Annotated in this window: 10 protein-coding genes; 9 read left to right on the top strand and 1 reads right to left on the bottom strand. The window is 38.7% G+C overall.

All coding sequences use genetic code 11. The annotated features are described in order from the left end of the window. Nucleotides 1–47 precede the first annotated feature (47 nt). From R8N23_RS15010 to R8N23_RS14995, 4 genes are all read left to right on the top strand, one after another. Entirely contained in the window at nucleotides 48–596 is a 549-nt protein-coding gene (locus R8N23_RS15010; RefSeq protein WP_318172427.1) for an RNA polymerase sigma-70 factor, read from the top strand. 16 nt (nucleotides 597–612) lie between these two features. Continuing rightward, nucleotides 613–2,046 (top strand): carboxypeptidase-like regulatory domain-containing protein, encoded by a 1,434-nt coding sequence (locus R8N23_RS15005; RefSeq protein WP_318172426.1) that lies wholly within the window; start codon nucleotides 613–615, stop codon nucleotides 2,044–2,046. A 75-nt stretch (nucleotides 2,047–2,121) separates the two neighbouring features. Further along, nucleotides 2,122–3,108 carry a FecR family protein gene (locus tag R8N23_RS15000; protein WP_318172425.1) on the top strand — a complete coding sequence of 329 codons (987 nt, stop codon included), beginning with the start codon at nucleotides 2,122–2,124 and terminating at the stop codon, nucleotides 3,106–3,108. A 76-nt stretch (nucleotides 3,109–3,184) separates the two neighbouring features. Then, nucleotides 3,185–4,687: a NupC/NupG family nucleoside CNT transporter gene (locus tag R8N23_RS14995; RefSeq protein WP_318172424.1), complete on the top strand. Its 1,503-nt coding sequence runs from the start codon at nucleotides 3,185–3,187 to the stop codon at nucleotides 4,685–4,687. A gap of 65 nt (nucleotides 4,688–4,752) precedes the next feature. Here the strand turns inward: R8N23_RS14995 and pckA are convergent, their stop codons facing one another. After that, nucleotides 4,753–6,372, bottom strand: a complete 1,620-nt coding sequence (pckA, locus tag R8N23_RS14990) for a phosphoenolpyruvate carboxykinase (ATP) (RefSeq protein ID WP_318172423.1) — start codon at nucleotides 6,370–6,372, stop codon at nucleotides 4,753–4,755. Between the two features lie 419 nt (nucleotides 6,373–6,791). Between pckA and R8N23_RS14985 the strand changes: the two genes are divergently transcribed. Genes R8N23_RS14985 through R8N23_RS14965 form a run of 5 tightly spaced genes read left to right on the top strand, consistent with a single transcriptional unit; the run spans nucleotide 6,792 to nucleotide 17,210 of the window. Further along, nucleotides 6,792–10,046 carry a HEAT repeat domain-containing protein gene (locus tag R8N23_RS14985; RefSeq protein ID WP_318172422.1) on the top strand — a complete coding sequence of 1,085 codons (3,255 nt, stop codon included), beginning with the start codon at nucleotides 6,792–6,794 and terminating at the stop codon, nucleotides 10,044–10,046. Nucleotides 10,047–10,071: 25 nt separating this feature from the next. Next, nucleotides 10,072–11,568: a hypothetical protein gene (locus R8N23_RS14980; RefSeq protein WP_318172421.1), complete on the top strand. Its 1,497-nt coding sequence runs from the start codon at nucleotides 10,072–10,074 to the stop codon at nucleotides 11,566–11,568. Then, nucleotides 11,568–14,750, top strand: coding sequence for a High-affnity carbon uptake protein Hat/HatR (locus R8N23_RS14975; RefSeq protein WP_318172420.1), 3,183 nt, complete (start codon nucleotides 11,568–11,570; stop codon nucleotides 14,748–14,750). Before R8N23_RS14980 ends, R8N23_RS14975 begins: the two co-directional genes overlap by 1 nt. A 5-nt stretch (nucleotides 14,751–14,755) precedes the next feature. After that, complete coding sequence (locus R8N23_RS14970; RefSeq protein WP_318172419.1) at nucleotides 14,756–15,889, top strand: porin family protein; 1,134 nt, start codon at nucleotides 14,756–14,758, stop codon at nucleotides 15,887–15,889. 55 nt (nucleotides 15,890–15,944) lie between these two features. After that, a complete protein-coding gene (locus R8N23_RS14965) occupies nucleotides 15,945–17,210 on the top strand; it encodes a hypothetical protein (protein ID WP_318172418.1) in 1,266 nt (421 codons plus the stop codon). The last annotated feature ends 4 nt before the right edge of the window (nucleotides 17,211–17,214 follow it).

Raw genomic sequence — 17,214 nt, 5'->3', positions numbered from 1 at the left:
AATTGCAACATAAGCTCAAAGCTTATCCAGTTTGGGAAAATTAGATAATGTTAGATAATCAGGTCAATTTACTCGTAAAGAGGATAATTAATAAAGAAAAGGCGGCCTTCGAAATTGTTTTTAATGAATACTATAAAGCACTGTGCAATTACGCTTTTAGGTTCTTGGACGAGTACGAAGAGGCGGAAGAGATCGTACAGGATGTATTTGTGAAGTTTTGGGAAAAATGTGACACAATAGCGGAGGACTCATCGCTTAAGTCGTATTTGTATCGATCAGTACATAATACCTGCCTTAATCATCTAAAGCATTTAAAGGTTAGAGATTCATACCGTCAGCACATCATAGATCAGATGGAGCATACCGAAGAGGTGAAATATGAGGCTGATGAAGAAACTAATGTCCAAGCGGAAATCCACAAAGCCATAGATGAACTGCCACCACAGTGCCAAAAAATATTTAAACTCAGTAGATTTGAGGGATTAAAGTATCAGGAAATTGCTGATCACATGGGATTGTCTATCAAAACTATTGAAGTGCAGATGGGTAAAGCCTTACGTGTTCTTCGAGAAAACCTGAAAGAATTTAGACGATAGTTACCCCAAAAAATACATGACCAAACGCCTGGCATATTTGTTGAGCTTTGTACTGCCTTTGGTGGTTGGTCTTATTGTTACTTCAAATAGCTGTTTGGCACAGAAGAGATCGGTGATGGGCAAAAAGCTCCAAATCTCTCTCAGAGAAGTAACGATAGACAGTGCCCTCAATTATATCAGTTACAAAACCAATGTTTTCTTCTCGTATAGTTCGGATATTGTTGACGAACGTCAGCGATTTACTTTGTCGTACGAAGAATCAAGTTTGGAAAATGTATTGAATCAATTGCTCATCGGAACCGGTGTAGAGTATACCACAATCAACGGTCAGGTCATTTTATTTAAAGCAAGCAGTTCAACCACCACCCAATATTTCTTTGAAAAAATCAACATAAGAGGTAATGTAAGGGATGTGGATACCGGAGAACCAATTCCTGGAGTTAATGTATATGTAGCTGGGACATTGAAAGGAAGTTCAACCGATGTTAATGGTAATTTTGTTATCAAGGGATTTACTCCTGGAAAATATGAAATTGTGTTTTCTCATATCGTTTATACCTTGGCCCATACCATGGTGACTGTAGAGGGTGATCAACAGTTTATCCATATTCCCATCAAGTTAGAACCAAAGACCACACAACTAAAAAATATTGAGATTATTGCTAACAGCGATGCACAAAAAAACTGGGATCGTGGTTTCAAGATTTTCAAAGAAGAGTTTTTAGGAAATACTCAAAATGCATCTAAATGTACTATAGTTAATCCTGATGTATTGGATATAGATTATAATAGAGATACAGGTGAATTGAAAGCTACTGCTGAACAACCATTAATTATTGAGAATTTAGCCCTTGGGTATCGAATCAATTATATTCTTGAACTTTTCGAACATACACCAACCGTAACAAGGTTGCTTGGAATTTCAAATTTTGAGGAGCTCCCTGTAAATAGTAATCTAGAACGTAAACGAATTATTCGAAACCGACAGAAGAGTTATGGAGGGTCTATGACTCATTTTCTAAGAGCACTGACCAATGGTCGTTTGAAAAAGGAAGGGTTCATGATTGATGAAGTGGATCAACTTCCGTCAAGTATTAATAATTCTTATTTTGAGCTGCCAGCCAAATTGCATGCTGACCGAGAACAATTTGCATTCGACAATACACTAAAATTCACTAAATATCTGTTAGTCATCTATACCAAAGAATATGAAAGCGCAGCTTATGTTTTTGACCAATTGCAAATGAACAATAATAATGCTTCAGTTCAGAACGGAAGCATTACTTCAGCTGGGCGAAATGTCGGCCAGATGTCATTTATTAAATTAAATTTACCCGTGGTCACAATCAACTCAAAGGGCTTTTTTAATGAACCATTGGCCGTTACGACGTATGGATACTGGTCTTGGGAGCGTGTGGCAGAATATATGCCTTTTGAATATACGCCATGATGTATAAATTTGTCATTGTTTGCTATAGGGGTACTTGTTTTTGTGCTTGTTAAGTAAGCGATATAAACCGTAAATATGGAAGAGCAGTTAGTAAAATATTTTTCAGGAAACCTCTCAAGAGATGAGGCTAGAAAAATTGAAGAGTGGAGAAGTGAGAGTGATAAGAATGCTTCTGAGTTTCTAGAGTATCATTTGGCGTGGAAGTTCAGTAATGAGCAAGAAGTAAATAAGTCTGCGGCATTGAATGCTGTGATGAATAGAATTGAAGCAATCGAAGGGGCAAATGAAGAGCTACAGGGTCATGGTTTTAAGACCTATCTGAAATATGCGGCCATTGCAGTATTGGGTATTGGATTGATGTTCTTTGGAAAAGACAAAATTTTAGATTCAGGAAATCAAATTGCTATTGAAGCTTCTGAGAATCTTGAAATTATCACTTTGCCTGATGGGTCTGTAGTGACATTGAGTCAAAATTCAGTTTTGACTTATAATGAAAAATTTGATGGTGAAACAAGAAACGTAGATCTTCAAGGAAAGGCCTTTTTTGATATACGAAGAGATGAGACTAAGCCATTTATAGTTAATACGGACAAATCTAAAATTGAAGTTTTGGGCACATCATTTTTGGTTAATACGCTTGCTATGAACTCGAGCACCGAGGTGATTGTGAAAACTGGAAAAGTAGCTGTAAGCAAAAAGAAGAGTAAAGTTGCAAATACAGTGCAACTAGTGGCAGGAGAAGTAGGTCGATTGGTTGAAGATGCTGTCGGTTTTGAAAAATCAACTATTGAGGATTATAATTACCTTGCATGGAAGACCAAGTTGGTGGAGTTCGAAGATCAGGACCTACAAAGCGTTTTGGGGACTTTAGAAGAAGTATATGGAGTGAAAATTTCAGTCTCGAATGAAAAAATTCATAACTGTAAGGTTTCTGCAAAGTTTGATAATCAACCGGTTGAATCGGTACTTGAAATCTTGAGTCGAACATTTAATCTTGAATTAACCAAATCAGGTACAAGCCAATTTTCACTTTCAGGTGAGGGTTGTATTGTTGTTCAATAGAATATTGGATCAAAAGCTTTAGAAATTATTATATTGCAATTCCAGTCAATCCGGCTGGAATTTTTTTGTGCGTACAATGAAGAAAATATTTGCAGTATTGAGTCTAATTGTTGCCCTTTCGGGTAACGTATCGGCTCAAAATAATTATCAAGCTGATTCAATAAGTCAAATTAGTGAGACGGTAGCTGATGAGGCGATACAAGAAGTTGAGCCAACTATTATTGAAGCTGAAACTTCAAGTAGTGACAAGGCAAATATATTGTCATTGGATGGGGGTCAGGAGGAGCCCTCTAGTATATGGACCATATTAAGAGGTCTTTTGGGAATGGCAGTGTTAATTTTTATTGCCTGGGTTTTTAGTACAGATCGAAAAGCAATTTCATGGAAAGTAGTAGGCGCAGGTCTGATTATTCAATTGGGTTTGGCTCTATCCATTTTGCATATTCCGCTAGTACGAGGCTTGTTTGAAATTGTAGGGCGAGTTTTTACCAAAATCCTAGATTTCACCAAAATTGGGAGTGAGTTCTTGTTTCGAGGATTTATGGATATCGAGTCCTATGGATTTGTTTTTGCTTTACAAATTCTGCCTACCGTTATCTTTTTCTCTGCTATTACGAGTGTATTGTTTTACCTGGGAATTATTCAACGGGTAGTTTATGCTTTAGCTTGGTTGATGACCAAAGCAATGAAATTAAGTGGGGCAGAGAGTTTAAGTGTGGCTGGGAATATTTTTCTTGGTCAAACGGAGGCACCCTTAATGATTAAAGCCTATCTAGATCGTATGAATAAATCTGAAATGCTGTTGGTGATGACTGGTGGCATGGCCACAGTTGCAGGTGGAGTGTTAGCTGCTTATATAGGGTTTCTTGGTGGTGATGATCCGGTTCAGCGCTTGCTTTTTGCCAAGCATCTATTGGCTGCATCAATTATGGCAGCACCCGGTGCTGTAGTTATTTCAAAGGTCTTGATTCCTCAAACAGAGAATATCAATGAGAATGTGGAAGTCAGCCATGTCAACGTGGGAAGTAATTTATTAGACGCCATGTCCAATGGAACCACAGAAGGGCTTAAACTAGCATTGAATATTGGGGCTATGTTGTTAGTGTTCTTTGCTTTTCTCGCTATGGTTAATTTTGGTTTGGGTGAAGTAGGTTCTTGGTTTGGGTTAAATGAATGGATAGCTAATGCCACTGGAGGAAATTACTCTGCTTTGAGTTTTGAATTTTTGTTTGGATACCTATTTGCTCCAATTATGTGGTTAATTGGCGTAGCCTCAGAAGATATTACACTTGTAGGACGTTTATTAGGAGAGAAGTTGATAGCAAGTGAATTTGTCGGTTATGAAAGTTTGGCTCGATTAAAAGGCGAAGGAGCTTTTGCTAGTAGTAAGTCAATCATTATGTCAACTTATATGCTCTGTGGATTCGCTAATTTTGCCTCTATAGGCATTCAAATAGGTGGAATCGGAGGATTGGCGCCATCTAAACGAGTTTTACTGTCTGAGCTAGGGTTAAGAGCTTTGTTAGGCGGTACATTGGCATCATTGCTCTCAGCTACCATCGTGGGGATGCTGCTTTGATAGAGCAAATAAAAAGCCCTTCCATTTCTGAAAGGGCTTTGGTGAATTAAATCTTAAATTCCGAATCAATCATATTTTGGATTTGGCACTGGCTCGCCTCCCATTATTTCATCGTTGGCAAAGTCGCTGTACTTTTTAAAGTTCTCAACGAATTGTCTTGCTAAGTCATTAGCTTTCTTATAGTAGCCTTGATCGTTCTTCCAGGTCTCTCTTGGGCTTAATACTTCAGATGGGACATCTGGACAAGTCAAAGGAATTTGAACCCCGAAAATAGAGTGAGTTCTGAATCCCACGTTGTCTAGTGTGCCATTCAACGCAGCAGTGATCATAGCTCTTGTGTATTTAAGTTTCATTCTTGAACCAACACCGTAAGGCCCACCAGTCCAGCCTGTGTTAATTAACCAAACATTCACGTCGTATTTCTCCATTTTCTCACCAAGCATTTCTGCATACTTAGTAGGGTGCAAAGGAAGAAATGGAGCTCCAAAACATGCACTAAAAGCTGTTTGAGGCTCAGTGATTCCTGCTTCAGTGCCTGCTACCTTAGCGGTATAGCCTGATATGAAGTGGTACATGGCTTGTCCTTTAGTCATTTTAGAGACTGGAGGAATCACGCCAAAAGCATCACAAGTTAAAAAGAAAATGTTCTTAGGAATACCGCCAATTGATGGTACTACTGCATTTGATATGTGGTTAATCGGGTATGCAGTTCTCGTGTTTTCGGTAACCGAAACGTTGGCATAGTCAACGGTACTTGTATTTTCGTGAAATCTAGTGTTTTCAACGATAGCACCAAACTTAATCGCATCATAGATCTCTGGTTCTTTTTCTCTCGTGAGATCAATCACCTTAGCATAACAACCGCCTTCAAAGTTGAAAACATTGTCTTCAGTCCATCCATGCTCATCATCTCCAATCAAACCTCTGTTTGGATCGGCAGATAGGGTAGTTTTACCTGTTCCAGACAACCCAAAGAAGATGGCAGTGTCATGATGTTTTTTGCCAATATTGGCGGAGCAATGCATGGATAGTACGCCTCTTTCCTCAGGAAGAATGTAGTTGAGTACAGAGAAAATGCCCTTCTTCATCTCGCCAGCATAAGCCGTGCCGCCGATAAGAATGATTCTTTTGGTAAGATTAATTACCGCAAAGTTACTCTGTCGTGTACCGTCAACTTCAGGGTCAGCTTCGAATTCTGGGGCACAAATAATGGTGAAGTTAGGGTCGAACTCTTTGAGCTTATATTGCTCGGGTCTCAGGAACATGTTATTGCAAAACAAGTTCTGCCAAGCCAGTGTGTTAATGACTCTTAAATTCAGCCTATAGGTTTTATCCGCTCCAGCATACGCATCTCTGACATAGAGTTTTTTATCCTCTAAGAAGGAGATCATTTTTTGATGCAGTTTATCAAATTGATCCTCGGAAAAAGGGATGTTTACATTTCCCCACCATACGGTATCTTTCGTTTTGGCATCTTCTACGATAAATCGATCTTTTGGAGAGCGGCCGGTAAATTTACCAGTGTCGCACATAAGGGCTCCTGTATCTGTGATTCGTCCTTCGTTGTTCTTGATGGCCTCCTCAACTAGTTCGGCAGGAGTGAGATTCCAGTGTATGCTTTCGGCTTTTTTAATGCCAGAAGTTTCGATACCATTTGTAGTTGGTATCAATCCATATTGCTGCATGTTTAATCAGTTTTGGGTTAACTATCTAAGCGCGAAATTAAGCTATTTATGACTGCCAAAAAATGATTTATAAAAGATATTTATCCGAAGTATAATCCAAATTTAAAATAGGATAATAAGAGGGAAAAATTGAACGTATCATAGGGTAAGTAAAAATACCTATTGAATAGGAGATTTCTTTTACTCGATACACCTATTTCTCCTTGCATAGTACGGTTTATTTTATTTATGTTTGGTTTTTAATTCGGTAGCTCAGGATCAAGGTTGGGTTTTTACAGAGGTGAAAAGGGCATCTTGTTGAAACTTTAAAAAGTTATATTTGACACCAGCGATTTCTTGGAAAAATCTAATTTTACTTGGAATAGGCTGGAATTCAAATTATATTAAAAAATTATATAAACTTAAATAAACTCGGAACTTTGCTACAATCATTTCTAGCGTTTCTTGGCGGTGAACCCGGAGAAGAAAAACCAATGCTTCTCCTGCTTGGTCAGGGATTCTTCATGGGTGTTTTTATTGCCAGCTTAACAGTTGGAGCGGAAGCTTTGTTTGTTTCTACTGTAGGAGAGCACTACTTGGCAGAAGCTTTCTTTCTTTCGGGAGCATTGGGAATCATTAGTGCGGGATTGTACGTGCAATTCCAGAAGAAAATTAACTTTTCCACTCTTTTACTTTCAATTTACTTTTTAGTCTTCCTGTTTATAGCGAGTATCAGATTTGCTTTTTGGTATACAGATTATAGAACTGACCATTTAGGGTTTCACTATTTGCCATTTATACTTTTCGTAATGATGGGACCTCTAATCTCTATTACTGTATTGTCTTTTTGGGGTGTTTTTGGTAGAATTTGGGATCTGAAGCAAGCCAAAAGAATTATTGGAGGTATTGATACAGGACAATTGGTAGCGACTATGATCGCTTTCTTCTCCATTCCAATTTTGTCTGCCTTGGGTTTGATCAATGAGACCCATGATCTGCTTTTGATGTCAACGATAGCTGCTTTTGGAATTTTGGTTTTTGCTATTTGGATAGTTAAAGATTTTAATTTGGATTCTGCCACCAAAGTGAGGCCTACTGATGCCAAAGTAAGAAAAGTCACTTATTTAGACTTGATCAAAGATAAATACCTAAGAATGCTTTGTGTGTTTATGGTATTCTCAATGGCCTCAGCAGTTTTTGCAAACTTCGTCTATTTATCAGCCACGGAGATTATGTACCCTGATGAAACAGAGCTAAGGACATTTTTATCATTTACGAATGGTATTGTTATGCTTCTTAGTTTCATCATTCAGAGTTTTATCAATGATATTATCATTGGCAGGTATGGTCTACGTGTTTCTTTAATGGTGATGCCATTGATCCTTGCACTCTTTACATTAGGAGCAATCTTTTCTGGGCATTTGTTTGTGTATGATATCAAGACAGACGACTTTCTATTCTTCTTTATCTTTTTGGTAGTAGGAAAAGTGTTTACTTCTTCGTTAAAAGATGCTTTGGAAAACCCCGCATTTAAATTGTTCTTCCTACCCTTCGATGTGAAAATTAGATTTGATATTCAATCTAGAGTTGAAGGTGTTGTGAATGAAATTGCTGTCCTCTCAGCTGGTGCACTGCAAATCGCATTGGGTACTTTGACTTTCTTTAAGTTGATCCATTATGCCTACTTCATTATGGTGTTAGCTGGTCTGATTATTTTCTATGCGGGCAAGCTATATGTAGAGTATAAGAAGGAATTGAAAAAGACCTTGGAGGATCAAAAATCGAAACTGCAAGGGTCTGGAACAAGAAATGATCACAATACGGTAAATGTTTTAAAGAATGAATTACGTAAGAGAAATCCCGAGAGGATTTTAAATGCGCTAAAGCTTCTTGAACGTATGGAGCCAATTATGCTGGACTACTCATTGTTGGATTTCATTCGGTCTGAGCATAAGCACATTAGAATTTACGCCTATCAGAGATTGAATGAACTTAAGAGTTTTAATACACTTGAGATTTTAGCAAGAGAGATTAGAAAGGAAGAGGACGAAGATGTCAAACGAATAGGGATTGAGACCATCAAAGCCTTGAAGGAAATGGTGGATTACGAGCTTACTGAAGTGGGAATAAAAAAACTAGTAAGATCTACTGACATTCAGGACAGAATTTATGCAGCTCGGTCATTGGCCAAATTAGAAGATGACAAGTTTGTTCCGTTCCTAGTTGAGCTTTTGCGAGACATCAACCCTGCAGTAAGAAAGGCCGCCATGGTCAGTGCAGGCAAGTTAAAACGACCGGAGTTTTGGTCGATTTTGATAGAAAACCTTCATTTACCCGCATACAGTAATGTAGCTGATTCTGCATTGATTTCTTCTGGAGAAACCATGTTTCATGCCATAGATTCTGCTTTTTACAAAACAGGTCAGGAACTCGATGCCATGATCCGAATTATGCAGATTTTTGGTAAGGTGGGAGGAAAGCAAGCAATCGAAATGCTTTGGAAGAAAATTGACTTTCCAGATAAAAATATTATTTCTGAATTATTACTTTCATTGAGTTTTATTGGCTTTGAAGCCAAAGATTTCCATGCTGCCAGAATAAAACTAGCGATTGATAGTACCATTAGTGATTTGACCTGGAACATTAAGGCTTTGTTGGAAATCCCCAGAGACGATGCCTTTGATAAGTTCATCGTCCAGGCTTTTGAAGAAGAAAACAAAAAGAACTACGAGCACTTGTTTATGCTACTTGCCATGATTTACGATGCGCAAAGTATTAAGCTTGTAAGAGACAATATTGAGGTGGGTACGACAGATAGTGTTTCTTTTGGAATTGAAATGCTAGGGATATTCGTAGATGAAATTCTCCGTCCTAAGCTGACGGCTGTTTTGGACGATGATGATCCAAAAGATAAATTGGTAAAGCTTCATGATTTCTATCCTCCAGAGAGTTTTGAAGATTATTCCGATTTGCTTCTTCAGATTGTAAACAGGGACTATAATAATATCAACAAGTGGACGAAATGTCTGGCGATGTACAAATTGACCTTAATGAGAGGACAGCGTGTAACAGACGACCTAATTGCCAATTTGTTTAATCCTGATGATACGATGGTTCAGACAGCAGCCGCTGTTATTTACAAGTTGGATCAGGATCAATACCAATATCACACCAAACGCTTGAAGGGCTCTGTAAAGAAAAAACTAGATAAGGCGATTGTGCCTCCTGTTTTTAAGTCTAATGAGGAGAAATTCCATCAAAAACTATTAATTATAGAGCGGGCCATTTTGCTTAAGCAAATACCGTCTTTCATGGATATCCCAGGAGTAATCCTTTTGGATTTGGCCAAAAGATTTGAGGAAATAATGGTTGAGCCTAACACCACCATAATGGAGATGGGGGATTCAGGTGATGCTCCCGTTTATATTGTAATTAAAGGGAAATTGAAGGCCACTTACGAAAATGGTGATGTTAAGGATTTAGAGAAAAAGGATATTATAGGACATAAACTAATCCTTGCATCGGATGCTAGCCCATATTCCTTGGTATCAGACACAGAGAGTTTACTGCTCACAATAGAGAAAGGTGAGTTGTACGATGCTGTATCAAGAAATATAGAAATGGTGGATGGAATTTTAACCATCGTTAATGAAGCAGAAATTGCAGAAGAAGTAGAAGAATCAATATTCCATTAAAACCAGCTAACAAAATATTGAGCCAATGAATATCGAACAAGAAATATTGCTTGCCTATCATACCGCTGATGATCAACCTATAGGAGGTGGATCTAGTAAAGGTTGGGTGACTAATTTTTATAAGTTTCTTACTACGCTCTTAGAGCAGGTTTCGGGAAAACAACCGAATATAAAAATGGTGTCGGAGAATGATAGTCATGTAGATTTATATTCTTCAAGTGGCGTACTAGTGTCGATTCTGTCGAAAGACTTTCTAAACAATCCAACCTTGATTAATGGAGTGAATCTTTTCGCAAGTACGGCTAAAGAAAGTAATACACTTTCAATGGTAGGCCTATCTAGACTATTCAAAGTGATCAAGTTTCCGATTGATGTGGATGAGTTTTTACCTGAATATTCAGATATTCTATCGTATGATTTCTTTCATATTGATCCTTTGACCGGGGAACCTCAAGAGTTTAAAAGATTCTTTGGAAATGAAGCTGAAAGAAGCTACTGGATGAAAATGGTGGATATGTCTTATGACATTTACCAAATTCAGACTAAGCTCGAAGAACTCGGCACAAAAAAGAAGGAAGAAAAAGAAGTAGGAAAAGATAAGACCATTTATTTAGCTAATTCTGGTGTGGATATGATTATTCAAAGAGACACTGTCAAGAGAGAGCTAATAAGACATGGGTATAGGGTATTGCCAGATCAATCTTTACCCAAAGATGTGCATGCTTTGGAGCCGTTGATCAAGCAGGATTTGGATAGATGTTGTCTTTCAATTCACCTTATAGGAGAAGATTATGGCTATAAGCCAGCAGGTTCTGAGCTCTCTGTTGTGGATATTCAAAATCAAATTGCATCCAAGCATACTCATGACATTCACGATTACAATGTAAAGCATGGGGGAGGAGAGAAATTTAGTCGTTTAATCTGGCTTTCACCAGATTTGAAAAATGTTAGTGAACGACAGAAGATATTCATTGAGGACCTTAAGAGTGATGCGGCATCACTAGATGAAGCAGAAGTTTTACAAATTCCATTGCAAGAGTTAAAGTCTATTATCAGAGAAGAACTTGTAACTGGAGGTCGCTTCAAAGCAAAAGAAATTGAGGTAGATGAACAGTTGCCAGAGGATGGGAATTTGATCTATTTAATCTGTGATCAATTAGACAGTGACGCAGTGAAGCCTGTTATGGACTGTTTGAAAGAGAAAGGTTTTAGTGTGGTCACCTCAATGTTTGAAGGTGACCTCATGGATTTAAGATATTTGCATCAGGAAAACTTAAGACGTTGTGATGCATCTTTGATCTACTTTGGCAAGTCTTCGCCAGAATGGATAAGAACAAAAATGCAGGATTTATTAAAAGCTCCTGGCTTTGGAAGAACCAAGCCGATGAAAGCCACTGCAATTTTTACGGAAGATAACAGTAAGGTGAATAATTTGGTAAATAACTCAGGTACCCTGGTTTTGGGAGATGGGACGTTTGAACCAAAAAAAATAGAACCCTTTTTAGCTAAACTACAAGACTAATGAGCGAAAAAGAATTAGAAATCGGACAAGAACAACAAGCTGATATTACGCAGTTTGTTGACCCATTTCCAGGCCTAAGGCCTTTTGGAATAGAGGAGAGTCATTTATTCTTTGGCCGTGAAGGACAAAGCGATGAGGTACTGATGAAGCTCTCTGAGAATAAATTTGTTGGTATTCTTGGAGCGTCTGGTAGTGGCAAGTCTTCTTTAATGTATTGTGGTTTGATTCCTACACTTTATGGAGGATTCATGACGCAAGCAGGGTCTAACTGGCGAATTGTGGTTACCCGCCCTGGTGGTGGTCCCATCGACAATTTGGCGGAGGCTCTATTAAAGAAAGATCAGGTGTATAATGATCTTGATGATGAGGAACAACTGATTAGAAAGACTATTACCTCGACGGTACTTCGAAGTAGTTCTCTGGGTTTAATAGAAGCGGTAAAACAGCTAAAATCATCTGATCAAGAAAATGTCTTGGTTCTTGTCGATCAGTTTGAAGAGCTTTTTAGATATAAAAAATTAGAGACCTTGTCTTCAGATTTGGATGAATCTTCGGCATTTGTAAATCTGCTGTTAGAAGCAGTTCATCAATACGATGCACCGATCTATGTGGCGCTGACTATGCGTTCTGATTTTATTGGTGATTGTGCGGCTTTCCCAGATCTTACCCAAATGATCAACGACAGTCACTATTTGATCCCTCAAATGACAAGAGATCAAAAGCGATTGGCTATTGAAGGTCCTGTGGCTGTTGGAGGAGGTAAAATAGCCCCTCGTTTGACTCAGCAGTTACTTAATGACGTAGGAGACAATCCGGATCAGCTACCAATTTTGCAACATGCCTTAATGCGTACTTGGCAATTCTGGAAAGAATATAAGAAAGAAGGCGAACCAATGGACCTAAAGCATTACAATGCAATAGGTACGTTGAGGGAAGCACTTTCTCAGCATGCGAATGAAGCTTTTGATTCGCTGTCTAAACGTGAGCAGCAAATATGCGAATCTATGTTTAAGGCATTGACCGAAAGAGGTACGGAGACGTCCGGAATTAGACGTCCGACGAAACTGTCTACTATTGCCGCCATTTCTGGTGTGAATGAAGAAGAAGTAACTCGTGTAGTAGATAAGTTCCGTGAACCTGGTAGGACGCTATTAATGCCCCCACATGGGATTAGATTGGATTCGGATACTGTAATTGATATTTCTCATGAATCATTGATGAGGATCTGGACGAGATTAAAATCTTGGTTGGATGAGGAATCAAGATCTGCTGAGATGTATTTGAAATTGGCGGAATCTGCTGAGCGTTTTCAGTTAGGTAGAGCTGGTCTGTGGAAGATGCCTGATCTACAATTGGCACTCAACTGGCAAGAAGAAAACAAGCCGACCTTAGTTTGGGGACAGCGTTATGATCCAGCCTTTGAGCGAACAATGGTTTTCTTGGAAACCAGTAAAAAGGCGTACGAAACTGAACAGCGAAATAAGGAGCTCTTACAAAAAAGAGCGCTACAGCGATCAAGGATTGTTGCCATGGTGCTAGGTTTTGCTATGTTGGTGTGTATTTTCTTTGTAGTGTTTGCAAACATCAAGGCGGAGGAAGCAACTAAGCAGACTTTGTTGGCAGAATTAAACTTGAAGAAGGCTGAGGAAAACGAGGCGAAAGCTCTAGAACAGGAAAAGAAAGCTACAGAGGCAGCAGCTAGAGCGCTTATTGAGCAAAGAAGAGCTGAGGAAGAAAAAGAAAAAGCAGATATTGCTCGACAGCAAGCGGAACTTGAAAAGCAAAAAGCAGAAGAGCAAAGAAAGCTAGCAGTTCAAGCTCAGGCCAGAGCAGTCGAACAACAAAAATTAGCTGAGGCAAATGCCGAAGAGGCTAAAAAGCAAACTAAACTTGCTGAGGATAACGCCAATCGTGCTGAGCTAGCTAGGCTACAGGCGCAAGCGCTTCGTTATCAGGCAATTGCCAACTCTATGGCGATTAAATCCAAAGGTATTGATGATGATGTGGAGCAAAAAGCATTGATTGCAAGACAAGCTTGGAAATTTGATAAGGAACATGGGGTGAAGGATTATAATGCTGATATTTACTCTGGTGTATATTATGCTTATAAGGAGCTATTGTTTACTGATTCCACAGACATATTCAACCATTATAAAGGGCATGTGGCTGGTAATGCTGTACGTTCCGTAAGGTTTGCTAATGATGGAGATCATTTGTTCTCAGCAGGAAGTGATGGGAAGCTCTTGTTTTGGGATATGACCAATGACAAAAAGACGAGCAAGGTTCTTATAGATAATAATGCAGTTAATCGAGTAGTAGATTTGGATCCAAATGAACGCTGGCTGGCCGTAGGTAGCGAGGATGATCAGATTTTACTCTACGATTTGAAAAATAAAGGAGGGGAGCCAAAAGCCTTATCAGGTCATTCAGGGACAGTATTTGATTTGGTGTTTTTAGCAAATGAAAAAGGATTTATCTCTTCTTCTGGTGACAAAGTTATTCGGATGAATAACTTCAAGACCAATACTGAAATAGCGAGAGTCGCTTCAAGAGTTAAAGCATTGGCTTTGAGCCCTGATGGCAGATACCTAGCTGGTGGTAGTGAGTCTGGAAGCGTTTATCTCTGGGATCTTGAAAATGAAAACGAAGAAAAATCACTTTATATCAAGGATGGAGCTCCAGTACATGCTATTTCCTTCAATAAGAAAGGAGATATCATAGCCATTGGAGATGAGGAAGGTGATGTGATTCTTTGGGATATGAAAGAAGGAAAGCAAATTAGAAGGTTAACTGGACATTCAGCTAAAATTACTGATCTAGAATTTAGTGAAGATAATTCGTTGTTGGCTTCAACTAGTTTTGATGGTACAGCACGAGTATGGGTGATGGAGTACCTTAATGATCTACCTTTGATCTTGGATGATCATGGGACAGGTAGAGGAAGCAAGAAATGGGTGTGGTCTGCTGCATTCTCTCCTGATGGAAAAACTTTGATGACCGGTGCTGGTGATGGTATCATTAGATATTGGCCAACGCGTCCTGATGAAATGGCAGAGAAGATTTGCGGCGATCCGAAAGTTGCTCACAATCTAAGCGATAATTCATGGAGGGCTTATGTAGGAGCAGGCATTGACTATGAAGAAACCTGTGAAGGCAAACCTAAACGAGAGGATAATCAATGATCAAGATGAGATTAACATCGGCAGTTTTCTTTTTTGGAATTTTACTTTTTTGGAGTAATCAAGGGCTTCTGGCTCAACAGCGCGAACTGAATTGTACTCAGAAGCTAAATCAGGCGGAGGATATGTTTGATGCAGGTAGTCTGAGTGGAATACCTGAACTACTAAACGGAAAAAAAGTTAAATGCTTTAACAAAGGAGGTTTTTCGAAAGAAGAAAAAATTAGAGCGTACAGACTATTGGCTTTGGTTCACCTTTTCAATGATAATGGTCCGGAGGCAGAGGATGCAGTTATTAATTTATTGACTGCTGATCCTGAACATCCGCTTAGTCCGGATGACCCCATTGAATTAAAGTATTTGTTTGATAAATATCGTTCGGAACCGATTTTTAGAATAGGGGCAAAGGTTGGTGTGAATCAGACCTTCATTCGTTCGATTGGGGAGTTTGGCTCTTATTCAAATCTTGATGAAGTCACCAAAGAGTTTAAGGCCGGACTTGGATTTCAAGCAGAACTTACATTTGAATATACAATAATTGATAATCTAGAAGTTTTGGGAGGGTTAGGTTGGTCTCAAACAAAGTACGATGTTGGGTACAACAGCATAACCTCATTGACTGATCTTTATCCTGAGTCTACAAATTTTGTGGTGTCACTCACAGAAACGCAAAGTCAATTCAAGGTGCCGGTTATGGTAAGATATGGCTATCCAATAGGCAATCTTATTCCATATGTTACACTTGGTCTTTCTATAGATTACCTTTTTGATAGTTCTATTTCAGGTAGTAGAGCAGGTACAGCTACCAGACAACTGACTAGTCTTTCCTTGTTGGATAATCAAATGCGTAAAGAATGGAATTGGGCATACTTTGCGGGTGCTGGTGTTAAACTTAAGGCCAAAACGAATTTTCTGCTATTTGAAATAAGGTACAATATGGCAGGAGCAAATACGGTTAGAACTAAATATAGATATAACAATGAAAGGCTTCTATTTGACATGGCTCATGTTGATGATGATAAGATAGTCAATAATTTGAGCGCTTCATTTGGTTATATTATGTCTATTTATAAACCTAAGAAGTACTCTAATAAAAAGTTAGAAAAGAAATTTAGTAAGAAGAAAAACAAAACTGATGAATAGAAGATTCCATTTACCTCTTCTTTGTTTTTTATGCATTATATGGCTCTTTGGCTGTATGAGCGAAGACCCTAATAGTCTAGATCAGTCAGAGATTTTCATTAAATACTACGGCTCAGAGTCTGAGGAAAAGGCAATAGACCTGCTGGACTTGGGTGATGGTTTTTTGATATTAGGCTCGCGTTCAGATGTAGATAATTCTGATTATTATTTAGTGAGAACCGATACTGCCGGCAATAGATTGTGGGAAGGGGTTATCAACAATGATGACACTACTAATACTGTGGATATTCCTTCCAAAATGTATTATGATGATATAAACAATAGACTTTATATTATAGGAACCTCTACATACGATAGAGAAGATGATGATTTGGATCAGATTCCAGTGGATCACCTTTTTCTTGTTGATTTGAGTCTTAGTTCCACAGGTTTTACAATAGAAAACTCGCTTGTATATAGATATTTTGACGAAAGAGCTTCATCCAATCCGAGCTATGTGCCTGAATTCAAGGAAACAAGTGGTGCAGATGTGTTGCTTTCTGGAGATGATTTGATTGTATTGGGTTCTGTGGTGTCAGGCTCAAATGATCCATCGGCGCTGGATAATAGTATTTTATTGATGAAAATCACAAAAGATTTGGCGACCACCGATTGGGAAAGAATAAAGGGCTTTTCTGAAGATGATTATGGAAAAACTTTATTAGAGGCTGATGGTAGATATTTCTATATGGCTTCGATTACCTCAACAGGGGGCATAGGTTTAGGCTTGGTTGACGTAATGGTAGAGGAATTTGATATCACTAGTGGTAATGAAGACAATAAAGTTGAATATGGGACTAATAATGATGATGAGGCTGTAAACATGATTTATACTAATCCTGGTATTGCCATAGTAGGTACTACTGGGGCGGGAAGTAGCCAATACGCGTTTTTAATCAAAACCACAAGGAGCCTAGGGACGGCTGACATTAAACAACTTACCTACCCAAGATCTACATCAGAAAATTGGAATACGGTAGGTGCTGATGTAGCTCAAACATCAAGCGGTGGCTTTTTTGTTGTGGGTAGTGTAAAGTCATTTAGTGACGCGGCAGCGGATCCTCGAGAGGATGAAATTCTCCTGTTACCAACCAATGGAATTGGTGAGGTATACGAAGAGGAAGTGCAGGAATATGGAAGCGTTCAAAATGATGCTGGAAATGCAATTATTCGTCGAGCCGATGGTACATTAGTGATAGCCGCCACCGTACATTTTGGAGGTAGCGCTACGATGATGTCTCTGATGAAAACGAACCGCAACGGAGAATTTCTCAAGAACTAAAATA

The sequence above is a fragment of the Reichenbachiella sp. genome (assembly GCF_033344935.1).
Classification (GTDB): domain Bacteria; phylum Bacteroidota; class Bacteroidia; order Cytophagales; family Cyclobacteriaceae; genus Reichenbachiella.
Note: the sequence above shows the minus strand (reverse complement) of the source record. Positions and strands in the feature narration are given on the sequence as shown.

Bases quoted from the DNA above. Each gene is read 5' to 3' on its own strand.
- pckA (WP_318172423.1), bottom strand. From the start codon at position 6,372: ATGCAGCAATATGGATTGATACCAACTACAAATGGTATCGAAACTTCT.
- R8N23_RS15005 (WP_318172426.1), top strand. From the start codon at position 613: ATGACCAAACGCCTGGCATATTTGTTGAGCTTTGTACTGCCTTTGGTG.
- R8N23_RS15000 (WP_318172425.1), top strand. From the start codon at position 2,122: ATGGAAGAGCAGTTAGTAAAATATTTTTCAGGAAACCTCTCAAGAGAT.
- R8N23_RS15010 (WP_318172427.1), top strand. From the start codon at position 48: ATGTTAGATAATCAGGTCAATTTACTCGTAAAGAGGATAATTAATAAA.
- R8N23_RS14995 (WP_318172424.1), top strand. From the start codon at position 3,185: ATGAAGAAAATATTTGCAGTATTGAGTCTAATTGTTGCCCTTTCGGGT.
- R8N23_RS14965 (WP_318172418.1), top strand. From the start codon at position 15,945: ATGAGCGAAGACCCTAATAGTCTAGATCAGTCAGAGATTTTCATTAAA.
- R8N23_RS14975 (WP_318172420.1), top strand. From the start codon at position 11,568: ATGAGCGAAAAAGAATTAGAAATCGGACAAGAACAACAAGCTGATATT.
- R8N23_RS14970 (WP_318172419.1), top strand. From the start codon at position 14,756: ATGAGATTAACATCGGCAGTTTTCTTTTTTGGAATTTTACTTTTTTGG.
- R8N23_RS14980 (WP_318172421.1), top strand. From the start codon at position 10,072: ATGAATATCGAACAAGAAATATTGCTTGCCTATCATACCGCTGATGAT.